Source organism: Streptomyces sp. NPDC021212 (assembly GCF_044332925.1).
In the GTDB taxonomy this organism is placed as follows: domain Bacteria; phylum Actinomycetota; class Actinomycetes; order Streptomycetales; family Streptomycetaceae; genus Streptomyces.
In genome coordinates this window covers 43,975-64,162 of sequence record NZ_JBIRPZ010000006.1, presented here as the reverse complement: position 1 = coordinate 64,162, position 20,188 = coordinate 43,975, and the positions used below count along the sequence as shown (strand labels likewise).

Below are 20,188 nucleotides of genomic sequence, written 5' to 3'. Positions count from 1 at the left end.
TCGAACCGCGGCAAGGAGAGCACCGTGTTACACCGGCCCATGAGAGTGTCCGGAGACGAGCGGCGGCCCGCCACGCCCCACCGCCTCCAGGACCGCCTCCACGCCCTGGCGCGTGCCCACCAGGTGCCCGGAGCCCAGCTCGCCGTGCACAGCGGCGGAACCACCCGCGCCGTGCACACCGGAGTGCTGGATTCCATAACCGGGGAGCCGTTCACCGCCGACACGGCGGTGCCCATCGGCTCCCTCACCAAGTGCTACACCGCCACGGTCATCATGCTCCTGGTCGCGGACGGCGATGTGGAGCTGGACGACCAGCTCGGCGACCACGTACCGGAGCTGCGGCGGGCAGGACCGCCGTGCACCGTGCGACAGGTGCTCAGCCACACCGCGGGGCTCGCGTCCGGGCCCGACTCCGACCATGTCGCCGCGCTGACCACCGCGCGCTATCTGCAGGCCCACTGCACCGACCGCGAGCTGGTGATGGCCCCCGGGACCGACTTCTCCTACTCCAACACGGGCTATGTCGCGGCGGGCCGGCTGATCGAGACGGTCACCGGGATGAGCTGGCAGGACGCCGTACGGTCCATCCTCCTGGAGCCGCTGGGCACCGTGCCGACCTTCATCGGCGAGCCCGGTACGCCGGAGCGGCAGGCCGCCCGTGGCCACTCGGCCAACAAGGCGTCGGGCCGGACCCGGCCGGTCGAACAGAACCTCGCTCCTGCGGAGGCCGCGGCCGGTGCCCTGATGGCGAGCGCGCGGGACCTCGTGGCGCTGGCCCTGGCCCACACCCACGACGGGCCGGGCGGGCTGCTGCCGCCGGAGCTGGCGGAGGAGATGCGACGGCCGGTGCCCGGTGCCGACCCCGGCGTCCTCGCCGACGGCTGGGGCCTGGGGTTCGCCCTCTTCCAGCGGGACGACACCACCTGGTTCGGGCACGACGGCAACGCCCAGGGCACGTCGTGTTATCTGCGGGCCGATCCCCACACCGGCACCGTGGTGGCCTTCACCAGCAACTCCAACAGCGGCGCCGACATGTGGCACGAACTGTCCGGCGAGCTGGAGGAGATCACCGGCATCCCGGTCCCCGGCACACCGTCTCCCCCGCGTCCGGCCTCCCCCATGGCCGCGACCGCGCAGTGCACCGGGATCTATCTCAACGGCGATGTCGAGTACCAGGTGACGATGAGCGACAGCGGCACCCTCGCCCTGTCCGTGGACGGTGACGTCCCCGCGCCACTCGTCTGCCACGAGGACCTGACCTGCGACCTGGTGGACCCGTCCTCCGGGCGCCGGATTCCCGGTGGCCGCTTCGTGCGCGACCCGCGCACCGGCGCGGTCGACCGCATTCAGCTCTCGGGCCGGATGGCCCGCAAGAACGCCCTCGTCTGAGGTTCGAGGTTCCCCACCGCACACTCCCCACCACGGCCGTCTCCCCACCTTGCCACGGCCGCGCGCGGCACCTCATCACCCGAGTTACACCCCTTTCAACCGCTCTGAAGGGCCGCACCGACATGATGGACCGCTACGACAATGCATCGGGTTCGGCGTCCTCGTCCCAGGACGCCCCGGGTCTGCCTCCCACGGCGTGGAACGCCACGTCCCGTACCGCCTCGCGCGCACCGCTGGGTGAGCTGTTCGCGTCCTGGGCGGCCCGTACCCCTGGGGCCGCGGCGCTGGTGGCCGGGGACCGGACGTGGTCGTTCCGCGAGGTGGACGACTGGGCGAACCGGCTGGCCCACCATCTGATCGGGCGCGGTGTGGGGCCCGAGCGCGTGGTGGCACTGGTCCTGCCGCGCTCGGCCGAGCTGGTCGTGGCCGAGCTGGCGGTCGCCAAGGCCGGGGCCGCGTTCCTGCCGGTGGATCCCGCGCACCCCGAGGAGCGCCGGGCCATGATGCTGGCCGACGCCCGGCCGGTGGTGGTCCTCGACGATCCGGCGCACATCCGGGCCGTGTCCGGCCCCGCGCACACGCCCGGCGACGCGGACCGGCCGGCCCCGCTGCTGCCGGAGCATCCGGCGTACGTCATCTACACCTCCGGCTCCACGGGTGTGCCCAAGGGCGTGATGGTGCCGCACGCCGGGCTGGGGAACTTCTCCGCCGCCACCGCCGCCCACTACCAGGTCCGGCCGGGCGACCGGGTGCTCCAGTTCTCCTCGCCGAGTTTCGACGCCTCCGTACTGGAGCTGTGCTCCTCCCTGCTCGCCGGGGCGGCGCTGGTGGTGCCCCCCGAGGGTCCCCTGCTGGGTGCCGAACTCGCCGCCGTGCTGCGGGAACACCGGGTGACCCACGCCCTGATCCCCCCGGCGGCCCTGGCGACGGTGCCCGCGGAGGAGGTCCACGACGGCCTGCCCGACTTCCGCACCCTGATCGTGGGAGCGGAGGCGTGCCCCGCCGATCTGGTGGACCTGTGGGCACCGGGCCGGCGGATGGTCAACTCCTACGGCCCGACCGAGGCCACCGTCGTGGCCACCTGGACGGACGCCCTTCAGGCGGGCTCCGGCAACCCGCCGATCGGCCGCCCGCTGCCCAACACCCGGGTGTTCGTGCTGGACGAGGCGATGCGTCCGGTGCCGGTGGGCGCCACCGGAGAGCTGTACATCAGCGGCGCGGGCGTGGCCCGGGGCTATCTCGACCGCCCGGGGCTGACCGCCGAGCGCTTCGTCGCGGTCCCCTTCGGGCCGCCAGGCGCCCGCATGTACCGCACCGGTGACCTGGCCCGTTGGAACGCCGACGGCGAGGTGGAGTTCCTCGGCCGGACCGACCACCAGGTCAAGGTGCGCGGCTTCCGCATCGAACTGGGCGAGGTGGAGGCCGCGCTCGCCCGCCACCCGGACGTACAGGCCGCCGTCGTCACCGTCCGGGAGGACGAGCCCGGGCTGAAGCGGCTGGTCGGCTATGTGGTGCCCGCCGGCGGCGCGACGCCGCCCCGGGCCGCGGAGCTGCGGGCCGCGGCGGCCCGGCTGCTGCCCGCCCACATGGTGCCGTCCGCCTTCGTCGTCCTGGACGCCTTCCCCCTCACCCCGCACCGCAAGATCGATCGGCAGGCGCTGCCCGCGCCGTCCGCCACCGCGGAGGGGCACTCCCGCCACATCGCCCCGCGCACCCCCGCCGAGGCCGCCCTGGTCCGCGTCTGGACCGAGGTGCTGCCGGTGGACGCCGTGGGCGTCGAGGACGACTTCCTGGGGCTCGGCGGCGACTCCATCCTCGGCGTCCGGCTGCTGTCCCGGCTCCGGGCGGAGCTGGGTGTGGAACTGTCGCTCCGGGAGCTGCTCGACACCCGGACCGTGGCGCGGCTGGCCGCGCGGCTGCCGGAGGAGGCCGCCGACGCGCCGGAGGCGCCGATTCCGCCCGCCCCCCGTGACCGGCCGCTGCCGCTGTCCGCGGCCCAGCGGCGGCTGTGGTTCCTGGACGATCTGACCTCCGGTGGTACCGAGTACAACACCGGCGCCGGCCTGCGGCTGAGCGGCCCGCTCGACACCGGCGCCCTGCGCCGCGCGCTCGCCACCCTGGCCGCCCGGCACGACGCGCTGCGCACCACCTTCGTCACCGTGGACGGGCACGGGGTGCAGCGGATCGCCGAGCACGGCACCGTACCGCTCGACCACGCCGATCTCGGCGGACGGCCCGCGGCGGAGCGCGACGCCGCCGTCGACCGGCTGCTGACCGACGAGCTGAACCGCCCGTACGACCTCGCCGAGGGTCCGCTGACCCGGGCGCTGCTCATCCGGCTCGCCGACGACGACCATGTGCTGCTGCTGGCCCAGCACCACATCGTCACCGACGGCTGGTCCGTCGGCCTCCTGATCCGCGAACTGACCGCGCTGTACGAGGCGGAGGTCACCGGCACCGAAGCCGGCCTCCCCGACCCCGCCCTCCAGTACCCGGACTTCGCCGTATGGGAGACCAACTGCCCGGCCCCGCCCGGGCAGGACACCGATCTGAAGTACTGGCGGGACCGGCTGGCCGGAATGCAGACCCTGGAGCTGCCCACCGACCGCCCCCGCCCCCCGGTGCGCACCACCACCGGGGCGGTGCACCGGCGCGAGCTGCCCGCCGACCTGGTGGCCGCGCTCGGCCGCCTCGGGCGGGAGCGGAACACCACGCTGTTCACCCTGCTCGCGTCGTCCGTCGCGGTCCTGTTCTCCCGCTACTCGGGCCAGCGTGACGTCGCCTTCGGCACCGTCACCAGCGGACGGCACCGCAAGGAGCTGGAGTCGGTCGCCGGGTTCTTCGTGAACACGCTGGTGCTGCGCGCCGACGTCGACGGGGACAGCACCGTCGAGCAGTTCGTGGACACGATGCGCGAGACGGTGCTGGACGCCTTCAGCCATGACCAACTGCCGTTCGAGCGGGTCGTCGAGGAGCTGGCGCCGAAGCGCGACGCCAGCCGCAACCCGCTGGTGCAGGCGCTGGTCGTGCAGCAGGGCGCCATGGTGCCCGCCCGGGAGGCCGGGGGCGTGACGATCGCCGAGCACTCCCTGCCCCGGCCCGCCGCGCGGTTCGACCTGGTGCTGGAGTTCCTGCCCCGGGACGACGGCTCGCTGGGCCTCACCGTCGAGTACAACTCCGATCTGTTCGACGCCCGGACGATGGAACAGATGGCCGGGCATCTGCACCGGCTGCTGACCCGGATGGTGGCCGACCCCGTCACCCCCCTGGCCGAACTCCAGATGCTGAGCGATGCCGAGTGGCACAAGCTGCTCGACTCGTGGAACGGCACGGGCCGGGCCGCCACCGACGCGACCCTGCCCGAACTCTTCGCGGCGCAGGCCGCGTCGCGGCCGCGCGCGGCCGCCGTGACCTGCGGGGACACCCGGCTCACCTACGACGAGGTGAACCGGCGCGCCAACCGGCTCGCCCGGCTGCTGATCGACCGGGGCGTCGGCCCCGAGGGGCTGGTGGCGCTGGCGCTGCCGCGCTCGGCCGACCTCGTCGTCGTCCTGCTGGCGGTGCTCAAGACGGGCGCCGGATATCTGCCCGTGGACCCCGGCTACCCGGCCGAGCGCATCGCGTTCATGCTGGACGACGCCGCGCCCTCGACCGTCCTCACCACCGGGGACACGGCGGACTCCCTGCCCGCCGGGGCCGAACCGCTGGTGCTGGACGACGACTCCGTCCTCGCGGAGCTGGACCGGCGGGCGGACGGCGACATCACCGACGCCGAGCGGACCGGCCCGCTGGACCCGGCCCACCCCGCCTACGTCATCTACACCTCCGGGTCCACCGGCACCCCCAAGGGCGTGGTGGTCACCCACCGCAGCGTGGCGGGCCTGGCCGCCTGGGCCGGGGCCGAGCTGGGACGGGAGCGGCTGACCGGGGTGGTGGCCTCGACCTCGCTCAACTTCGACGTGTCCGTGTTCGAGATCCTGTGCCCGCTGCTGGCCGGCGGCAGCATCGAGGTCGTCCAGGATCTGCTGGCCCTCGCCGACCCCGCGAACCGGCCGCGCGCGACCGGGCTGATCAGCGGCGTCCCGTCGGTGTTCGCCCGGCTCTTGAGCGGGGACGCCGGGCAGACGGACGCCGGATACCTCGACGCCGGGCGCATCGACGCCGGGACCGTCGTCCTCGCGGGCGAGGCCCTGCCCGCCCAGACCGTGCGGGACATCCGGGCGACGCTGCCCTCGTGCCGCATCGCCAACATGTACGGGCCGACCGAGGCGACCGTGTACGCCACCGCCTGGTTCCTCTCGGGCGAGCCCCCGCGGCAGGCTCCGCCGATCGGCCGGCCCGTCGCCGACACCCGCACCTACGTCCTGGACCCGACGCTGCGGCTGGTGCCGCCCGGGGTGACCGGCGAGCTGTTTCTCGGTGGCCAGGGCCTCGCCCGGGGCTACCTCAACCGGCCAGGGCTGACCGCCGACCGCTTCCTCGCGGACCCCTTCGGGACACCGGGCAGCCGGATGTACCGCACCGGCGACCTGGTGCGCTGGAGCAGCGACGGCCAGCTGGAGTACATGGGCCGGGCCGACGACCAGGTGAAGATCCGCGGCTTCCGCATCGAACTCGGCGAGGTCGAGACGGCGCTGCTGCGCCACCCCGGCGTCGCCGAGGCCGCCGCCGTCGCGAAGGAGACCGACGGTCACAAGCGGCTCATCGGCTACGTCGTGCCCACGCCGGGCTCCACACCGGACCAGGCCGCGCTGCGCACGTTCCTCCAGGGCAGCCTGCCCGACTACATGGTGCCCGCCTCGGTCCTGGTCCTGGAGCGGATGCCGCTCAACCCCAACGGCAAGCTGGACCGGAACCGTCTCCCCGACCCCGACTGGTCCCAGTCGGCGGCGCCGGGCTACGTGGCGCCGCGCACCGCGACCGAACGGACCCTCGCCCAGGTCTGGGCCCGGATCCTCCATGTGGAACGCATCGGCGTCGAGGACAACTTCTTCTCGCTCGGTGGCGATTCCATCCTCAGCATCCAGGTGGTCTCGCAGGCGCGGCAGGCCGGGCTCTCCGTCACCTCGCGCGACGTCTACCGCCACCAGACCATCGCCGCCCTCGCCCTGCACCTGGACGCCGCGGCGCCGACCGCCGGGGCGGAGCCACCGCCCGGCGCCGCCGACGCGGACGCGGCCACCGGGGACCTGCCGCTGACACCGATCCAGCACTGGCTGTTCGAGACCGACCCCGAGCGGGCCGGGCACTTCAACCAGACGATCTCCCTCGTCCTGCCCGAGGACGTGGACGAGGACGCGCTGCGCGGCGCCCTGGCGGCGGTCGTGGCCCACCACGACGCCCTGCGCTCCCGGTTCCCCCGCGAGGGCGACGGCCGGTACCAGCGGATCGACGGCGACGGGACAGCTGACCTGCTGCGCCGCCACACCGGCGGCGGGGAGCCCCATCTCGGCGCCTTCGACCTGACGGACGGGCCGCCGCTGCGCGCGGTGCTGGAGGAGGGCGCCGGCGCCGAGGGGCGGCCGGTGCTCCACCTCACCGTGCACCACTCCGTGGTGGACGGCGTCTCCTGGCGCATCCTGCTGGAGGACCTGGACAGCGCCTACCGCGGGCTGACGCTGCCCGCCGCGTCCTCCCCGCTGCGCCGGTGGGCCCGGCGGCTGAACGACCACGCGCGGGCCGGCGGGTTCGACGCCGAGGCCGCGTACTGGACCGAGTTGGCGGAGACCTGCGATACGTCGCTGCCGGTGGACCACGACGGGGCGAACACCTACGCCTCGGCCCGGTCGGTCACCGTCACGCTCGACCAGGACGAGACCGCCGCCCTGCTCCAGACGCTGCCCGAGGTCTACCGGACACAGGTCAACGACGTGCTGCTGAGCGCGCTGGCCCGGGTGCTGGGCCAATGGACAGGGCGCACCCGCGTGCCGGTGGACCTGGAGGGCCACGGCCGCGAGGAGATCTTCGATGAGGTGGATCTGTCCCGTACGGTCGGCTGGTTCACCACCCGCTTCCCGGTGGCGCTCGACCTGGGTGACCTTCCGGAAGACGCCTGGGGCGACGTACTCAAGTCCGTCAAGGAGCAGCTGCGGACCGTGCCGCAGCGCGGCCTGGGGTACGGGGCGCTGCGCCATCTGGCCGGCGCCGAGGGCCTGCCGACCGGTCCCACGGCCGGGATCAGCTTCAACTACCTGGGCCAGTTCGAGCTGCCGGGCGACGGCGACGGGCTCTTCCGCGGCCTCCACCGCGAACTCGCCCTGGACGCCGACCCGGAGTCGCCGCGGCCGCATCCGCTGGAGGTGGTCGGCCGGGTCGAGGACCAGCGGCTCGCGTTCACCTGGTTCTACTCGGCGAACCTGCACCGGGAGGAGACCGTCGGCGAGCTGGCCGGGCAGTTCCTGCGGGCGCTGCGCGCCATCGCCCGGCACGCCGCCGCGCCCGGCGCGGGCGGCCGCACCCCGTCCGACTTCCCGCTCGTCTCCCTCGACCAGTCCACGGTGGACCGGCTGGTGGGCGACGGCAGCGGGGTGGAGGACATCTACCCGCTGACCCCCACCCAGGCGGGCATGCTGTTCCACGGGCTGTCCGAGGACGACCGGCGTGCCTACTTCCAGCAGCTCACCTTCGTCCTCGACGGGGTGTCCGACCCGCGCGCGCTGGCCGCGGCCTGGCAGCGGGTCACCGACCGTACGCCGGTACTGCGCAGCCGCGCCGAGTGGAACGGGGTGCCCGAGCCGCTGCAGGTGGTGGAGCGCGGGGTCCGGGTGCCGGTCACCCATCTCGACTGGCGCGGGCTGTCCGAGGCGGAACGCCGCGAGGAGTCCCGGCGGTTCCTCGCCGAGGACCGGGAGCGGGGGCTGGACCTCGCCACCGCGCCGCTGATGCGGCTGGCCATCGCCCGGCTGTCCGACACCGAGGTCCAGGTGGTGTGGACGTTCCACCATCTGATCCTGGACGGCTGGAGCCTGTTCCAGGTGCTGTCCGACGTCTTCGCCTGCCATGCGTCCGGCGCGGGGGCCGCGCTGCCCGGCCGCCGCCCGTTCCGCGACTACGTGGCCTGGCTGCGGGACCGCGACTGGGCGGAGGCCGAGGAGTACTGGCGCTCCCAGCTCGGCGACCTGTCCGAGCCCACCCCGCTGCCCTTCGACCGGGAACCCGCCGAGACCCATCACGCGGAGTCCACCGGTGAGGTGCGGGTCACGCTGCCCGCGGACGCCTCCCGCAGGCTGGCGGAGCTGGCCAGGGGCGCGGGGCTCACCATGAACACCCTGCTCCAGGGCGCCTGGACGCTGCTGCTGTCCCGGTACACCGGCCGCTCGGACGTCGTCTTCGGGACCACGGTCTCCGGCCGTCCGCCGGAGCTGCCGGGCGTCGAGGCGATGACCGGTCTCTTCATCACCACCGTGCCGACCCGGCTGCCGGTGCCCACGGGCGGCACCCTGCGCTCGTGGCTGCGGGAGGTGCAGGAGCGGCAGACCGAGGACCGGCGGTTCGACTTCGTACCGCTCACCCGGCTGCGGTCCATGAGCCGGCTCGAGGAGCGGGTGAACCTGTTCGACAGCATCGTGGTGTTCGAGAACTACCCCGTCGGCGGGGACCTCGCGGCCGCGCACGGGCTGGCCCTGCGGGACCTCGAGGGCGTCGAGACGACGAACTACCCGCTGAGCCTGGTGGTCTACCCCGGCGAGGAGATGGCGCTGCGGCTCGGCTACGACCCGGCCCTGTTCGACGCCGCGACGATCCGGCGCATGGCCGAGTACCTGTCGGTGCTGCTGGAGAACATGGCAGACGGCCCGGACCGGGCACCCGCGCGCCTTCCGGTGCTGAGCGACGCCCGGCGCACCCAGGTGCTTGACGAGTGGAACGACACCACGGCCCCGCTGCCCGAGGGGTCGGTGGCCGATGTGTTCGCCGCCCAGGTGCGGCGTACGCCGGACGCGCCCGCCCTGGACGGCGACGGCGGCCCGGTGAGCTACCGCGAACTGGACGCGCGCGCCAACCGGCTGGCCCACCGGCTCATCGGGCTCGGGATCCGGCCGGAGCTCCCGGTTGCCGTGCTGATGGACCGGTCCGTGGAGCTGGTGGTCGCCCAGCTGGCGATCGTCAAGGCGGGCGGGGTGTACGTACCGCTGGACACCCGCGCCCCCGAGGACCGGCTGCGGCTGGTGCTGGCCGAGGCGACGGCGGACGTCCTGCTGACCGACCGCGCCTGGGAGCGGACCGCCGCGGAGATCGCGGGGGCCGCGCGGACGCTGCTGGTGGCGCCGGGCGCCGAGGGCGGCGACGGGCCGGCCACGCCGCCCGCGGTGGAGATCTTCCCCGACAACACGGCCTACCTGATGTTCACGTCGGGCTCCACCGGGCGGCCCAAGGGCGTCGCGGTCCGGCACCGCGATGTGACCGCCCTCGCCCATGACCGCGTCTTCGCGGGGCATGACCGGGTGCTGGTGCACTCGCCGCAGGCGTTCGACGCCTCCACCTACGAGGTGTGGGTGCCGCTGCTGCGCGGCGGTACGGCCGTCGTGGCCCCCGTGGGCGACGTGGACGCCGACGCCGTACGCCACGCGATCACCGCGCACGGGGTGAGCTGCCTGTGGCTGACCGCCGGTCTGTTCCGGCTTCTGGCACAGGAGGCGCCGGGCTGCCTGCGCGGCGCCCGGGAGGTGTGGACCGGCGGCGAGGCGGTGCCGCCCGCCGCGGTGCGCCGGGTGCTCGGCGCCTGCCCGGACCTGACGGTGGTCGACGGCTACGGGCCCACCGAGACCACGACGTTCGCCACCCGGCGCCCCTTCCGCGCCGGTGAGGAGCTGCCGGGGACCCTGCCCATCGGACGGCCGATGGACAACACCCGCGTGTACGTCCTGGACGGCGCCCTCCAGCCGCAACCGCCGGGCATCCCGGGCGAGTTGTACGTCGCGGGCGCCGGGCTCGCCCGTGGCTACCGGAACCGGCCGGGGCCGACGGCCGAGGCCTACCTCGCCGACCCCTTCGGGCCTCCCGGCTCCCGCATGTACCGCACCGGGGACCTGGTGTCCTGGACCGCCGACGGCGAACTCGCCTTCGTGGGCCGGTCGGACGACCAGATGAAGATCCGCGGCTTCCGCATCGAACCGGGCGAGATCGAGGCCGCGCTGAGCCGCCACCCGGCCGTCGCCGAGGCGGTCGTCGCCCTGGCGCGGGAGGGGGAACGGAAACTCCTGGCCGCCTATCTGGTCCCGGTGCGCGGCGCCGAGGTGCCCGAACCCACGGACCTGCGGTCCCTGGTGGGGCAGACGCTGCCCGACTACATGGTGCCCTCGGTCTTCATCACCCTGGACGAACTGCCGCTCACCGCCAACGGCAAGGTGAACCGGCGCCGGCTTCCCGCGCCCGACTGGGCGGCGGCCACGGCGGGCGTGGAGTACGTGGCGCCCCGCACCGACACCGAACGGATCCTGGCGGAAATCATGAGTCCGCTGCTGGGCCGGGAGCGGATCGGCGTCGAGGACAACTTCTTCATGCTCGGCGGGGACTCGATCCTCAGCATCCAGGTCGCCTCGCGCGCCCGGCAGGCGGGCCTGTCGGTGACGCCCAGGGAGCTGTTCCGGCACCCCACCATCGCCTCGCTCGCCACCGTCGCCACGGCCACCGCCCGGCCCGTCTCCGACGCGGGCCCGGTGAGCGGCGAGGTGCCGCTGACCCCGATCCAGCACTGGTTCCTCGGCACGAACAGCCCCCGGCCCGAGCACTTCAACCAGTCCGTCCTGGTCGAACTCGACCGGGACCCCGACCCCCGGGCGCTCCGTCAGGCCCTGCGGGCGCTGCTGGTCCACCATGACGCGCTGCGGATGGCTTACGAGCGCCGGGCGGACGGGACCGTGCGGCAGTACTGCCCGCCGCCGGACGAGACCGGCCCGGACCCGCTGCGGGAGGTGGACCTGTCGGGGCTCGGCGAGCGGGAGCGGCAGGCCGCCGAGGAGGCGGCCATGGCCGAGGCGAACGCCGGGTTCGTCCTGGACACCGGCCCGCTGCTGGCCGCCCGGCTGCTGCGCCCGGGCCAGGGCTTGCGGCCGTCGCTCTTCCTGACCGTGCACCACCTGGTGGTCGACGGCGTCTCCTGGCGCGTGCTGCTGGAGGACCTGGAAACCGCCTACCGCCAGGTGCTCGGCGGCGCCCCGGCCGACCTCGGCGCGCGCACCACCTCCGTACGGGACTGGTCCCTGCGGCTGGCCGACCACACCGCGGCCGGCGGCTTCGACGCCGAACTCCCGCACTGGACGGCGGTGGCCGCCGACTGCGCGGCCGGGATTCCGACCGACGGCGAGGGCGACAACACCGTCGCGGCCATGGAGTCGGTGACCGTGACGCTGGACCGGGAGCGGACCACCGCCCTGCTCCAGCAGGTGCCCGAGGTCTACCGCACCCGCGTGGACGACGTGCTGCTCTCGGCGCTCGGCCGGGTGCTGGCCGAGTGGACCGGGCGGCCGCGGGTCGCCGTCGACCTCGAGGGGCACGGCCGGGAGGAACACCTGCTGGACGGCGTGGACCTGTCCCGTACCGTCGGCTGGTTCACCACCATGTTCCCGGTCGCTCTGGACATCCCGGCCATCCCGGCCATCCCGAACACCCCGGGTGGCGGCTGGGGCGAGACGCTGAAGTCCGTCAAGGAGCAGCTGCGGGCGGTGCCCGCGCAGGGCATCGGCTACGGGGCGCTGCGCCATCTGGCCCCGGACTCGCCGCTCGCGGACGCGGCGGAGCCTCGCATCAGCTTCAACTACCTCGGCCAGTTCGACTGGTCGGACACGGCGGGGACCGCCGACGACGCCCTGGTCCGCGGCGTGCGGGGCGGCCTCGGCGGTGACGCCGCGCCGGAGACGCCGCGGGCCCATCTGCTCGACATCGTGGGCCGGGTCGAGCGGCGCCGCCTGGAGATCACCTGGTACTACGGCTCCGGGACGCACTCCGAGGAGACGGTGTCCCGGCTGGCCGAGGAGATGCTCCGCGCCCTGGAGGAGATCGTCGCCCACTGCGCCGCACCCGGTGCGGGCGGCCGCACCCCGTCGGACTTCCCGCTGGCCCGGCTGGACCAGGCCGCGGTGGACCGGGTGGCCGCCGACGGGCGGTCGGTGGAGGACATGTATCCGCTGACCCCGATGCAGGCCGGGATGCTGTTCCACAGCCTCGTGGACCCGGCGTCCGACGCCTACTTCAACCAGGTGCAGCTGCGGCTCACCGGGGTGACGGACCCGCGAGCGCTGGCCACGGCGTGGCAGCGGACCACGGACGCCAACCCGATCCTGCGCACCCACCTGGCCTGGGCGGACACCCCGGAGCCCCTCCAGGTCGTGCGGCGGCGGGCCACCCTGCGGATCGACCACCACGACTGGACCGGACGGTCCGAGGAGTGGCGCGAGGCCGAGCTGAGCAGGCTGCTCGCCGACGACCGGGCCGAGGGGATCGACCTCGGCAGCGCACCGCTGACCCGGCTGGCCCTGATCAGGCTGTCGGCCGACGAGGTGCGGCTGATCTGGACGTTCCACCATGTGCTGCTCGACGGGTGGAGCGCGGCGCAGGTCTTCGACGAGGTCTGCGAGCGGTACGCGGCGCTCACCACCGGGCGCGACGCCGCCGTGCCCGCCCGGCAGCCCTTCCGGGAGTACCTGGGCTGGCTCGGCGAGCAGGACACGGCGGAGGCCGAGCGGTTCTGGCGCGGGGCGCTCGCGGGCTTCACCGCGCCGACCGAACTGCCCCGCGACCGGCCCGCGGCCGAGGCGCACCGTACGGCGTCCTCCGGCTCGCACCGGGTCACCCTCGGTGCGGAGGAGTCAGCCCGGCTCCGTGACGCCGCCCAGCGCAACGGGCTCACGATGAACACGGTGGTGCAGGGCGCCTGGGGGCTGCTGCTGTCCCGCTACAGCGGGACGGACGACGTGGCGTTCGGGACGACCGTCTCGGGACGGCCCGCCGCCCTGCCGGGTGTCGAATCGATGGTCGGGGTGTTCATCAACACCATCCCCACCCGGGTCCGGGTGGACGGCCGGAGCCCGCTGACGAGCTGGCTGCGGGAACTCCAGACGGCGCAGTCGGATGCCCGGCGCTTCGAGTTCGTGTCCCTGGCGCAGCTGCAGAACTGGAGCGAGGTGCCCGGCGGCGTCGGCCTCTTCGACAGCATCGTGGTCTTCGAGAACTACCCCTTCGACAGCGAGGCCATCGCGGCCCACGGCCTCCGCATCCATCAGGAGCGGGACCTCGAACCGACGAACTACGCGCTCAGCGTCGTGGTGGCGCCCGAGGAGCGGCTGTCGATCATGCTGGACTACGACCCCGCCGCGTTCGACGCCGCGACGGTCGAGCGGCTGGGCGGGTGCCTGCACGGGCTGCTGGCCCAGATGGCGGCCGACCCGGACCGGCGGCTGGAGGAGCTGCCGCTGATCGGCGTGGCGGAAACCCGCCGGATCCTGGACGAGTTCAGCGGCCCGGTCGCCCCGGCGCCGCGCGCGGTGCTGCCGGAGCTGTTCGAGGCGCAGGCGGCCCGGACCCCGGACGCGGTGGCCGTGCGGGGCGCGGAGACGCAGCTGACCTACCGGGAGCTGAACGAGCGGGCCAACCGGCTCGCCCGGCTGCTGATCGGCGCGGGAGCCGGTCCCGAGCGCTTCGTGGCACTCTCGCTGCCGCGTACGCCGGAGCTGGTGGTGGCCCTGCTGGCGGTGCTCAAGAGCGGCGCCGGGTATCTCCCGGTCGACCCCGCGTACCCGGCGGAGCGCATCGCGTATCTGATCGGCGACATCGCCCCGGACATCGTCCTGACCACCCGGGAGACGGCCGCCCGGATCCCGGACGGACCGGGCCGCCGGATCCTGCTGGACGACGCGGAGACCGGCCGGACGCTGTCCGGGCTGGGCACCCAGGACGTCGGCGACGCCGAGCGCGCCGCCCCGCTGACCCCCGGTCATCCGGCCTACGTCATCCACACCTCCGGTTCGACCGGTACGCCCAAGGGCGTCGTCGCCACCCATCAGGGTGTCGCCGCGCTGGCCGCCTGGGCGGCGGAGGAGTTCGGCGCGGAAGGGCTCGCCCACGTCGTGGCGTCCACCTCGCTCAACTTCGACGTGTCGGTCTTCGAGATCGTCTGCCCGCTGCTGGCCGGCGGCTCTCTGGAGATCGTCCACGATCTGCTCGCCCTGGCCGAGCGGCCGGAAGCCTGGACCGCGTCCCTGATCAGCGCCGTGCCCTCGGCCCTCGGGCAGGTGCTCGGCAAGGGCGGCGTCTCCGTCACGGCGGACACGGTCGTGCTGGCGGGCGAGGGGCTGGCGGCCCGTACGGTCCAGGAGGTCCGCAACGCCATTCCGGGCTGCCGGGTGGCCAACATCTACGGCCCCACCGAGGCCACCGTCTACGCCACCGCCTGGACATGCGACCCCGCCGACCCCGGCCGGACCCCGCCAATTGGCTCCCCGGTCGCCGCCACCCGGGCCTACGCGCTGGACGCGCGGCTGCGGCCGGTGCCCGTCGGGGTGCCCGGCGAGCTGTACCTGGCCGGTCCTGGCCTGGCCCGCGGGTACTTCGGCCGCCCCGGGCTGACCGCGGACCGCTTCACGGCCGACCCCTTCGGCCCGGCGGGCAGCCGGATGTACCGCACCGGCGACCTCGTGCGCTGGGACGCGGACGGGCAGCTGGAATACCTCGGCAGGACCGACGACCAGGTCAAGGTGCGGGGCTTCCGGATCGAGCTGGGCGAGGTCGAGGCCGCGCTGGCGCGCCACCCCGAGGTCGCCGAGGCGGCCGCGGCCGTCATCGAGACCGACGGCCACAAGCGGCTGGTCGGCTACGTCGTCCAGGCCCCCGGGGCCGGGACGATCGACCCCTCCGCGATGCGCGCGTTCCTCGCGACGAGCCTGCCGGACCACATGGTGCCCGCGGCCGTCGTCACCCTGGAGCGGCTGCCGCTGGGCACCAGCGGCAAGCTCGACCGGCGGGCGCTGCCCGCCCCGGACTGGGCCGCCCCCGCCACCGGCCACGTGCCGCCCCGGACGGAGGCCGAGAAGGCCCTCGCCGGGATCTGGGCCGAGGTCCTGGGAGTGGAGCGGGTCGGCGTCGACGACAACTACTTCACCCTCGGCGGCGACTCCATCCTCAGCATCCAGATCGTCTCCTCGGCCCGCCGGGCGGGGATCGAGCTGACCCCGCGCCACCTTTTCGTGCACCAGACCGTCGCGGACCTGGCCGCCGCCGCGCAGGACGTGTCGGTCACGGCGGTCGCGGCCGAACAGGGGCCGGTTGTCGGCGAGGTGCCGCTCACCCCCGTACAGCACTGGCTCTTCGACACCCTCCCGGACAGCCCCGGCCACTTCACCCAGTCGGTGTCCGCCGAGCTGGCCGGGCCGGTGGACGAGGCCGCGCTGCGCGCCGCCCTGGACACGCTGCTCGACCATCACGACGCGCTGCGGCTGCGCTTCGAGCGCGCCGGGAACGGCCACTGGCACCAGCACAGCGTCCCGCCGGGCAGCGACGATCAGATACTCGACGTCCACGATCTGTCCGCCACCGACCCCGAACTGCGGGAAGCGGCGATGCGGGAGACGGAAGCGGAGGTACGGGCCGGATTCCGGCTGGACCAGGGACCGTTGTTCAAGGCCGTGCTGTTCCGCCCGGGCGACGGGGAGCGCCAGGTCCTCAGCCTGATCGCCCACCATCTGGTGGTGGACGCCGTCTCCTGGCGGATCCTGCTGGAGGACCTGGACACCGCCTACCGGCAGTTGAGCGCCGGGCGGTCCGGGAGCCTCGGCCGGAAGACCACCTCGTTCCGCGCGTGGTCGCGGCGCTTGAGCGAGCACACCGTCGCCGGGGGCTTCGACACCGAACGCGGCCACTGGACCGCCGCGCACGGCTGCCCGGACCTCCCCACGGACAGCGAGGGGCCCAACACCGCCGCCAGCGAGGAGACGGTGACGGTCCGGCTGGACACCGAGGAGACCCGGGTCCTGCTCCAGGACGTGCCGGGCGCCTATCTGACCCGGATCAACGATGTCCTGCTGTGCGCGCTCGGCCGGGTGCTGAGCCGCTGGACCGGTGAGGACCGGGTGCTGGTCGCCCTGGAGGGGCACGGCCGCGAGGAGATCTTCGAGGGCACCGATCTCTCCCGTACGGTCGGCTGGTTCACCAGCATGTTCCCCGTCGCCCTGGACGGCGGCGCCGACACGGGGCTTGCGGAGTCGCTGAAGGGCGTCAAGGAGCGGCTGCGGGCGATCCCCGGGAACGGGCTGGGCTACGGCGCGCTGCGCCATCTGTCCGGCGCGGCCGCACCGGACCTCACCGAGGACCCGCAGATCAGCTTCAACTACCTCGGCCAGCTCGACTGGGACCTGCCGGCCGGCGGTCTGCTGCACGCCCTGCGCAGCGGCCTGGAGGGCGACATGAGCCCGGAGGCGCCCCGGCCGCATCTCCTCGACGTGGTCGGCCGGGTGGAGCGCAAGAAGCTGGAACTCACCTGGTCCTACTCCCGGAACCGGCACCGTCGCGACACGGTGCTCCGGCTCGCCGAGGAGACCCTGGACGAGCTGCGCGAGATCATGCGGCTGTGCACGGACGCGGAGGCGGGCGGACGCACGCCCTCGGACTTCCCGCTGGTCGCCCTGGACCAGGAGACCGTCGACCGGCTGGCGGGCGACGGCCGGGACGTGGCCGACATCTATCCGCTGACGCCCACCCAGAACGGGCTGGTCTTCCACGGGCTGGCCCAGCGCGGCCAGGGGCTCTATGTGGAGCAGGCGACCTTCGTCCTGGACGGGATCAGGGACTCCCGGGTACTCGCCGCCGCCTGGCAGCACGTCGTCGACCGCACCCCGGTGCTGCGCAGCGAGGTCGTGATGCAGGGGGTGCCCGAGCCCCTGCAGATCGTGCGGCGCGACGCGACCGTACCGGTCGAGGAGCTGGACTGGAGTGGTCTGACGGAAGACGAGCGCGGGGCCGCGCTGAAGCGGCTGCTCGACCAGGACCGCGCCCGGGGGCTCGATCTCACCTCGGCGCCGCTGCTCCGCGTCACCCTGGCCCGGCTGTCGCCGACCGAAGTGCAGGTGCTGTGGACCTTCCACCATGTGCTGCTCGACGGCTGGAGCGTCTTCCAGGTCCTGACGGACGTCTTCGCGGCCCATGCCGCCCTGGCTGCGGGGGAACAGCCGCGGCTCCAGGCCCGCAGGCCGTTCGCGGACTATGTCGCCTGGCTCGGCCGGCAGGACCGCGCACAGGCCGAGGCGCACTGGCGTAAGACACTTACGGGGTTCACCGCACCCACTCCCCTCCCCTACGACCGCAAGCCGACGGCGGAGGCCCCCACCCGGTCCTCGCAGTGGCTGTCGCACCGGCTCGGTGAGCAGGAGACCGCGGCCCTGGAGGACTTCGCCCGGCGGCACCGGCTCACTCTCAATACGATCGTCCAGGGCGCTTGGGGATTGCTCGTATCTCGCTTGAGCGGAGAGTCGGACGTCTGCTTCGGGGCGACCGTCTCGGGACGGCCGACCGAGCTGCCCGGCGCCGACAGCATCACCGGCATCTTCATCAACACCCTGCCGGTGCGGGTGGGGGTACACGAGGGCGCCGAAGGTGCCGGCATCGTCCCCTGGCTGCGCGATCTCCAGGCCGACCAGGCGGACGCGCGCGGCTTCGGCCATGTCCCGCTCTCCCAGCTCCAGGGCTGGAGCGAGATGCCGGGCGGGACGGACCTCTTCGAGAGCCTGGTGGTGTTCGAGAACTACCCGATCAACAGCTCCGCCGCCGCCGAACACGGGCTGCGGGTGCGGGAACTCCAGGCTCTGGAGAGCACCAACTACGCGCTGACCGTGGTCGTCTCGCCCGGCTCCGAGCTGTCCGTCGAACTCGGCTACGACCCGCGGCTCTTCGAGGAGACCACCGCACAGGGGCTGGCCGCCCAGCTGACGCACGTCCTCGGGGCCCTCGCCGCGGCACCCGACGATCAGCCGCTGGACCGGATCGGCACCCTGCCGGCCGCGATGCGGAGGCGGCTCCTGGTGGACTGGAACGACACCGCCCGGCCGGCCGCGCAGACGACCCTGGCGGAACTCTTCGAGGCCGCCGCGGACAGTCACCCCGACGCGCACGCGGTCCTCTCGCCCGATGTGCTGCTGTCGTACGCGGAGCTGGACACCCGGGCCAACCGCCTCGCCCACCGCCTCATCGGGCAGGGCGTGGGCCCCGGGCGGATCGTCGCCCTGGTGCTGCCCCGGTCGGTGGAGATCGTCGTCGCCCAGCTCGCGGTGGCCAAGGCCGGCGGCGCCTATCTGCCCGTCGACCCCGGCTATCCCGCCGAGCGCATCGCCCTGATGCTGGAGGACGCCGCGCCGCACCTCACCCTCGACAGCCTCGACGGGCTCGACGGGGCCGAAGGGGCGGCGCACCGGCCCACCGACCGGGACCGGCCGCGGCCGGTCGACCCCGACGACCCGGCCTATGTGATCTACACGTCCGGGTCCACCGGCACCCCCAAGGGAGTGGTCGTCACCCACCGCGGCATCGGCAACTTCGCCGCCGCCGAGGCCGAGCACTACGAGGTACGGGAGGGCGACCGCGTCCTGCAGTTCGCCTCGCCCAGCTTCGACGCCTCCGTCCTGGAACTGTGCATGGCGCTGCCCACCGGGGCCGCGCTGGTGGTGCCCGAACCCGGGCCGCTGCTGGGCGAGCACCTGGCGCGCGTCCTGCGCGAACAGCGCGTCACCCACACCCTCATCCCGCCCGCCGCGCTGGCCACACTGCCCGACGGAACCGAGAAGGAGCTGCCCGAACTGCACACGCTGATCGTGGGCGGGGACGCCTGCGGTACGGAGCTGACGAACCGGTGGGCCCCGTACCACCGCATGATCAACTCGTATGGGCCCACCGAGGCCACCGTGGTCGCCACCTGGTCGGATCCGCTCGTCGCGGACGGCACCCCGCCGCCCATCGGGCGGCCCGTCCCCAACACCCGGGTGTATCTGCTCGACGCGCGGCTGCGCCCGGTGCCCCCCGGGGTGCCCGGCGAGCTGTGGATCAGCGGCCCGTCGCTGGCCCGCGGCTATCTGAACCGCCCCGGGCTGACCGCGTCCCGGTTCCTCGCGGACCCGTTCGGGCCCGCCGGATCCCGGATGTACCGCACCGGCGACCTCGCCCGCTACGACGCCGAGGGCCGGATCCACCACCTGGGCCGCACCGACCACCAGATCAAGCTGCACGGCTATCGCATCGAGGCCGGGGAGGTGGAGACCGCCCTGGTCGGCCACCCCGCGGTCGCGGAGGCCGTGGTGACGGTCCGGGAGGACGAGCCGGGCGTGCGCAGGCTGGTGGCGCATCTCGTGCCCGCCCCCGGGGCCACCGCCCCGCCCGACGCCGAGCTGCGCGCCGAGCTGGGCCGTACCCTGCCCGGCTACATGGTGCCGTCGGCGTTCGCCGTCCTGGACCGCCTCCCGCTCACCGAGAACGGCAAGACGGACCGTGCGGCGCTGCCCGCGCCCGGCCCCGCCACCGCGGCACCGGCCGCCGGCCACGTCGAGCCGCGCACCCCCACCGAGGAGGTCGTCGCGGAGATCTGGTCCGAGGTGCTGGGGGTGACGCCGGTCGGCGCCGAGGACAACTTCTTCGCCCTGGGCGGGGACTCCGTCCGCAGCCTGCTGATCGCCTCCCGGGCGGGTGAGGCGTTCGGGCTCGACCTGACGCCGCGGGACGTCATGACCGCGCACACGGTCGCCACCCTCGCCGAACTGGTCGAGGAGTACATCCTGCGCGAACTCGAAGACGCCGCCTCGGGCGGCAGCGACAACGACGAACGGTGAGG

At 74.0% G+C, this 20,188-nt stretch carries 2 protein-coding genes; both read left to right on the top strand.

All coding sequences use genetic code 11. The features are described 5' to 3' along the window. Window positions 1-39: 39 nt before the first annotated feature. Window positions 40-1,389 carry a serine hydrolase domain-containing protein gene (locus tag ACH4SI_RS17355; RefSeq protein ID WP_398296598.1) on the top strand — a complete coding sequence of 450 codons (1,350 nt, stop codon included), beginning with the start codon at window positions 40-42 and terminating at the stop codon, window positions 1,387-1,389. A 122-nt stretch (window positions 1,390-1,511) separates the two neighbouring features. After that, window positions 1,512-20,186: a non-ribosomal peptide synthase/polyketide synthase gene (locus ACH4SI_RS17350; RefSeq protein WP_398296597.1), complete on the top strand. Its 18,675-nt coding sequence runs from the start codon at window positions 1,512-1,514 to the stop codon at window positions 20,184-20,186. Window positions 20,187-20,188 lie beyond the last annotated feature (2 nt).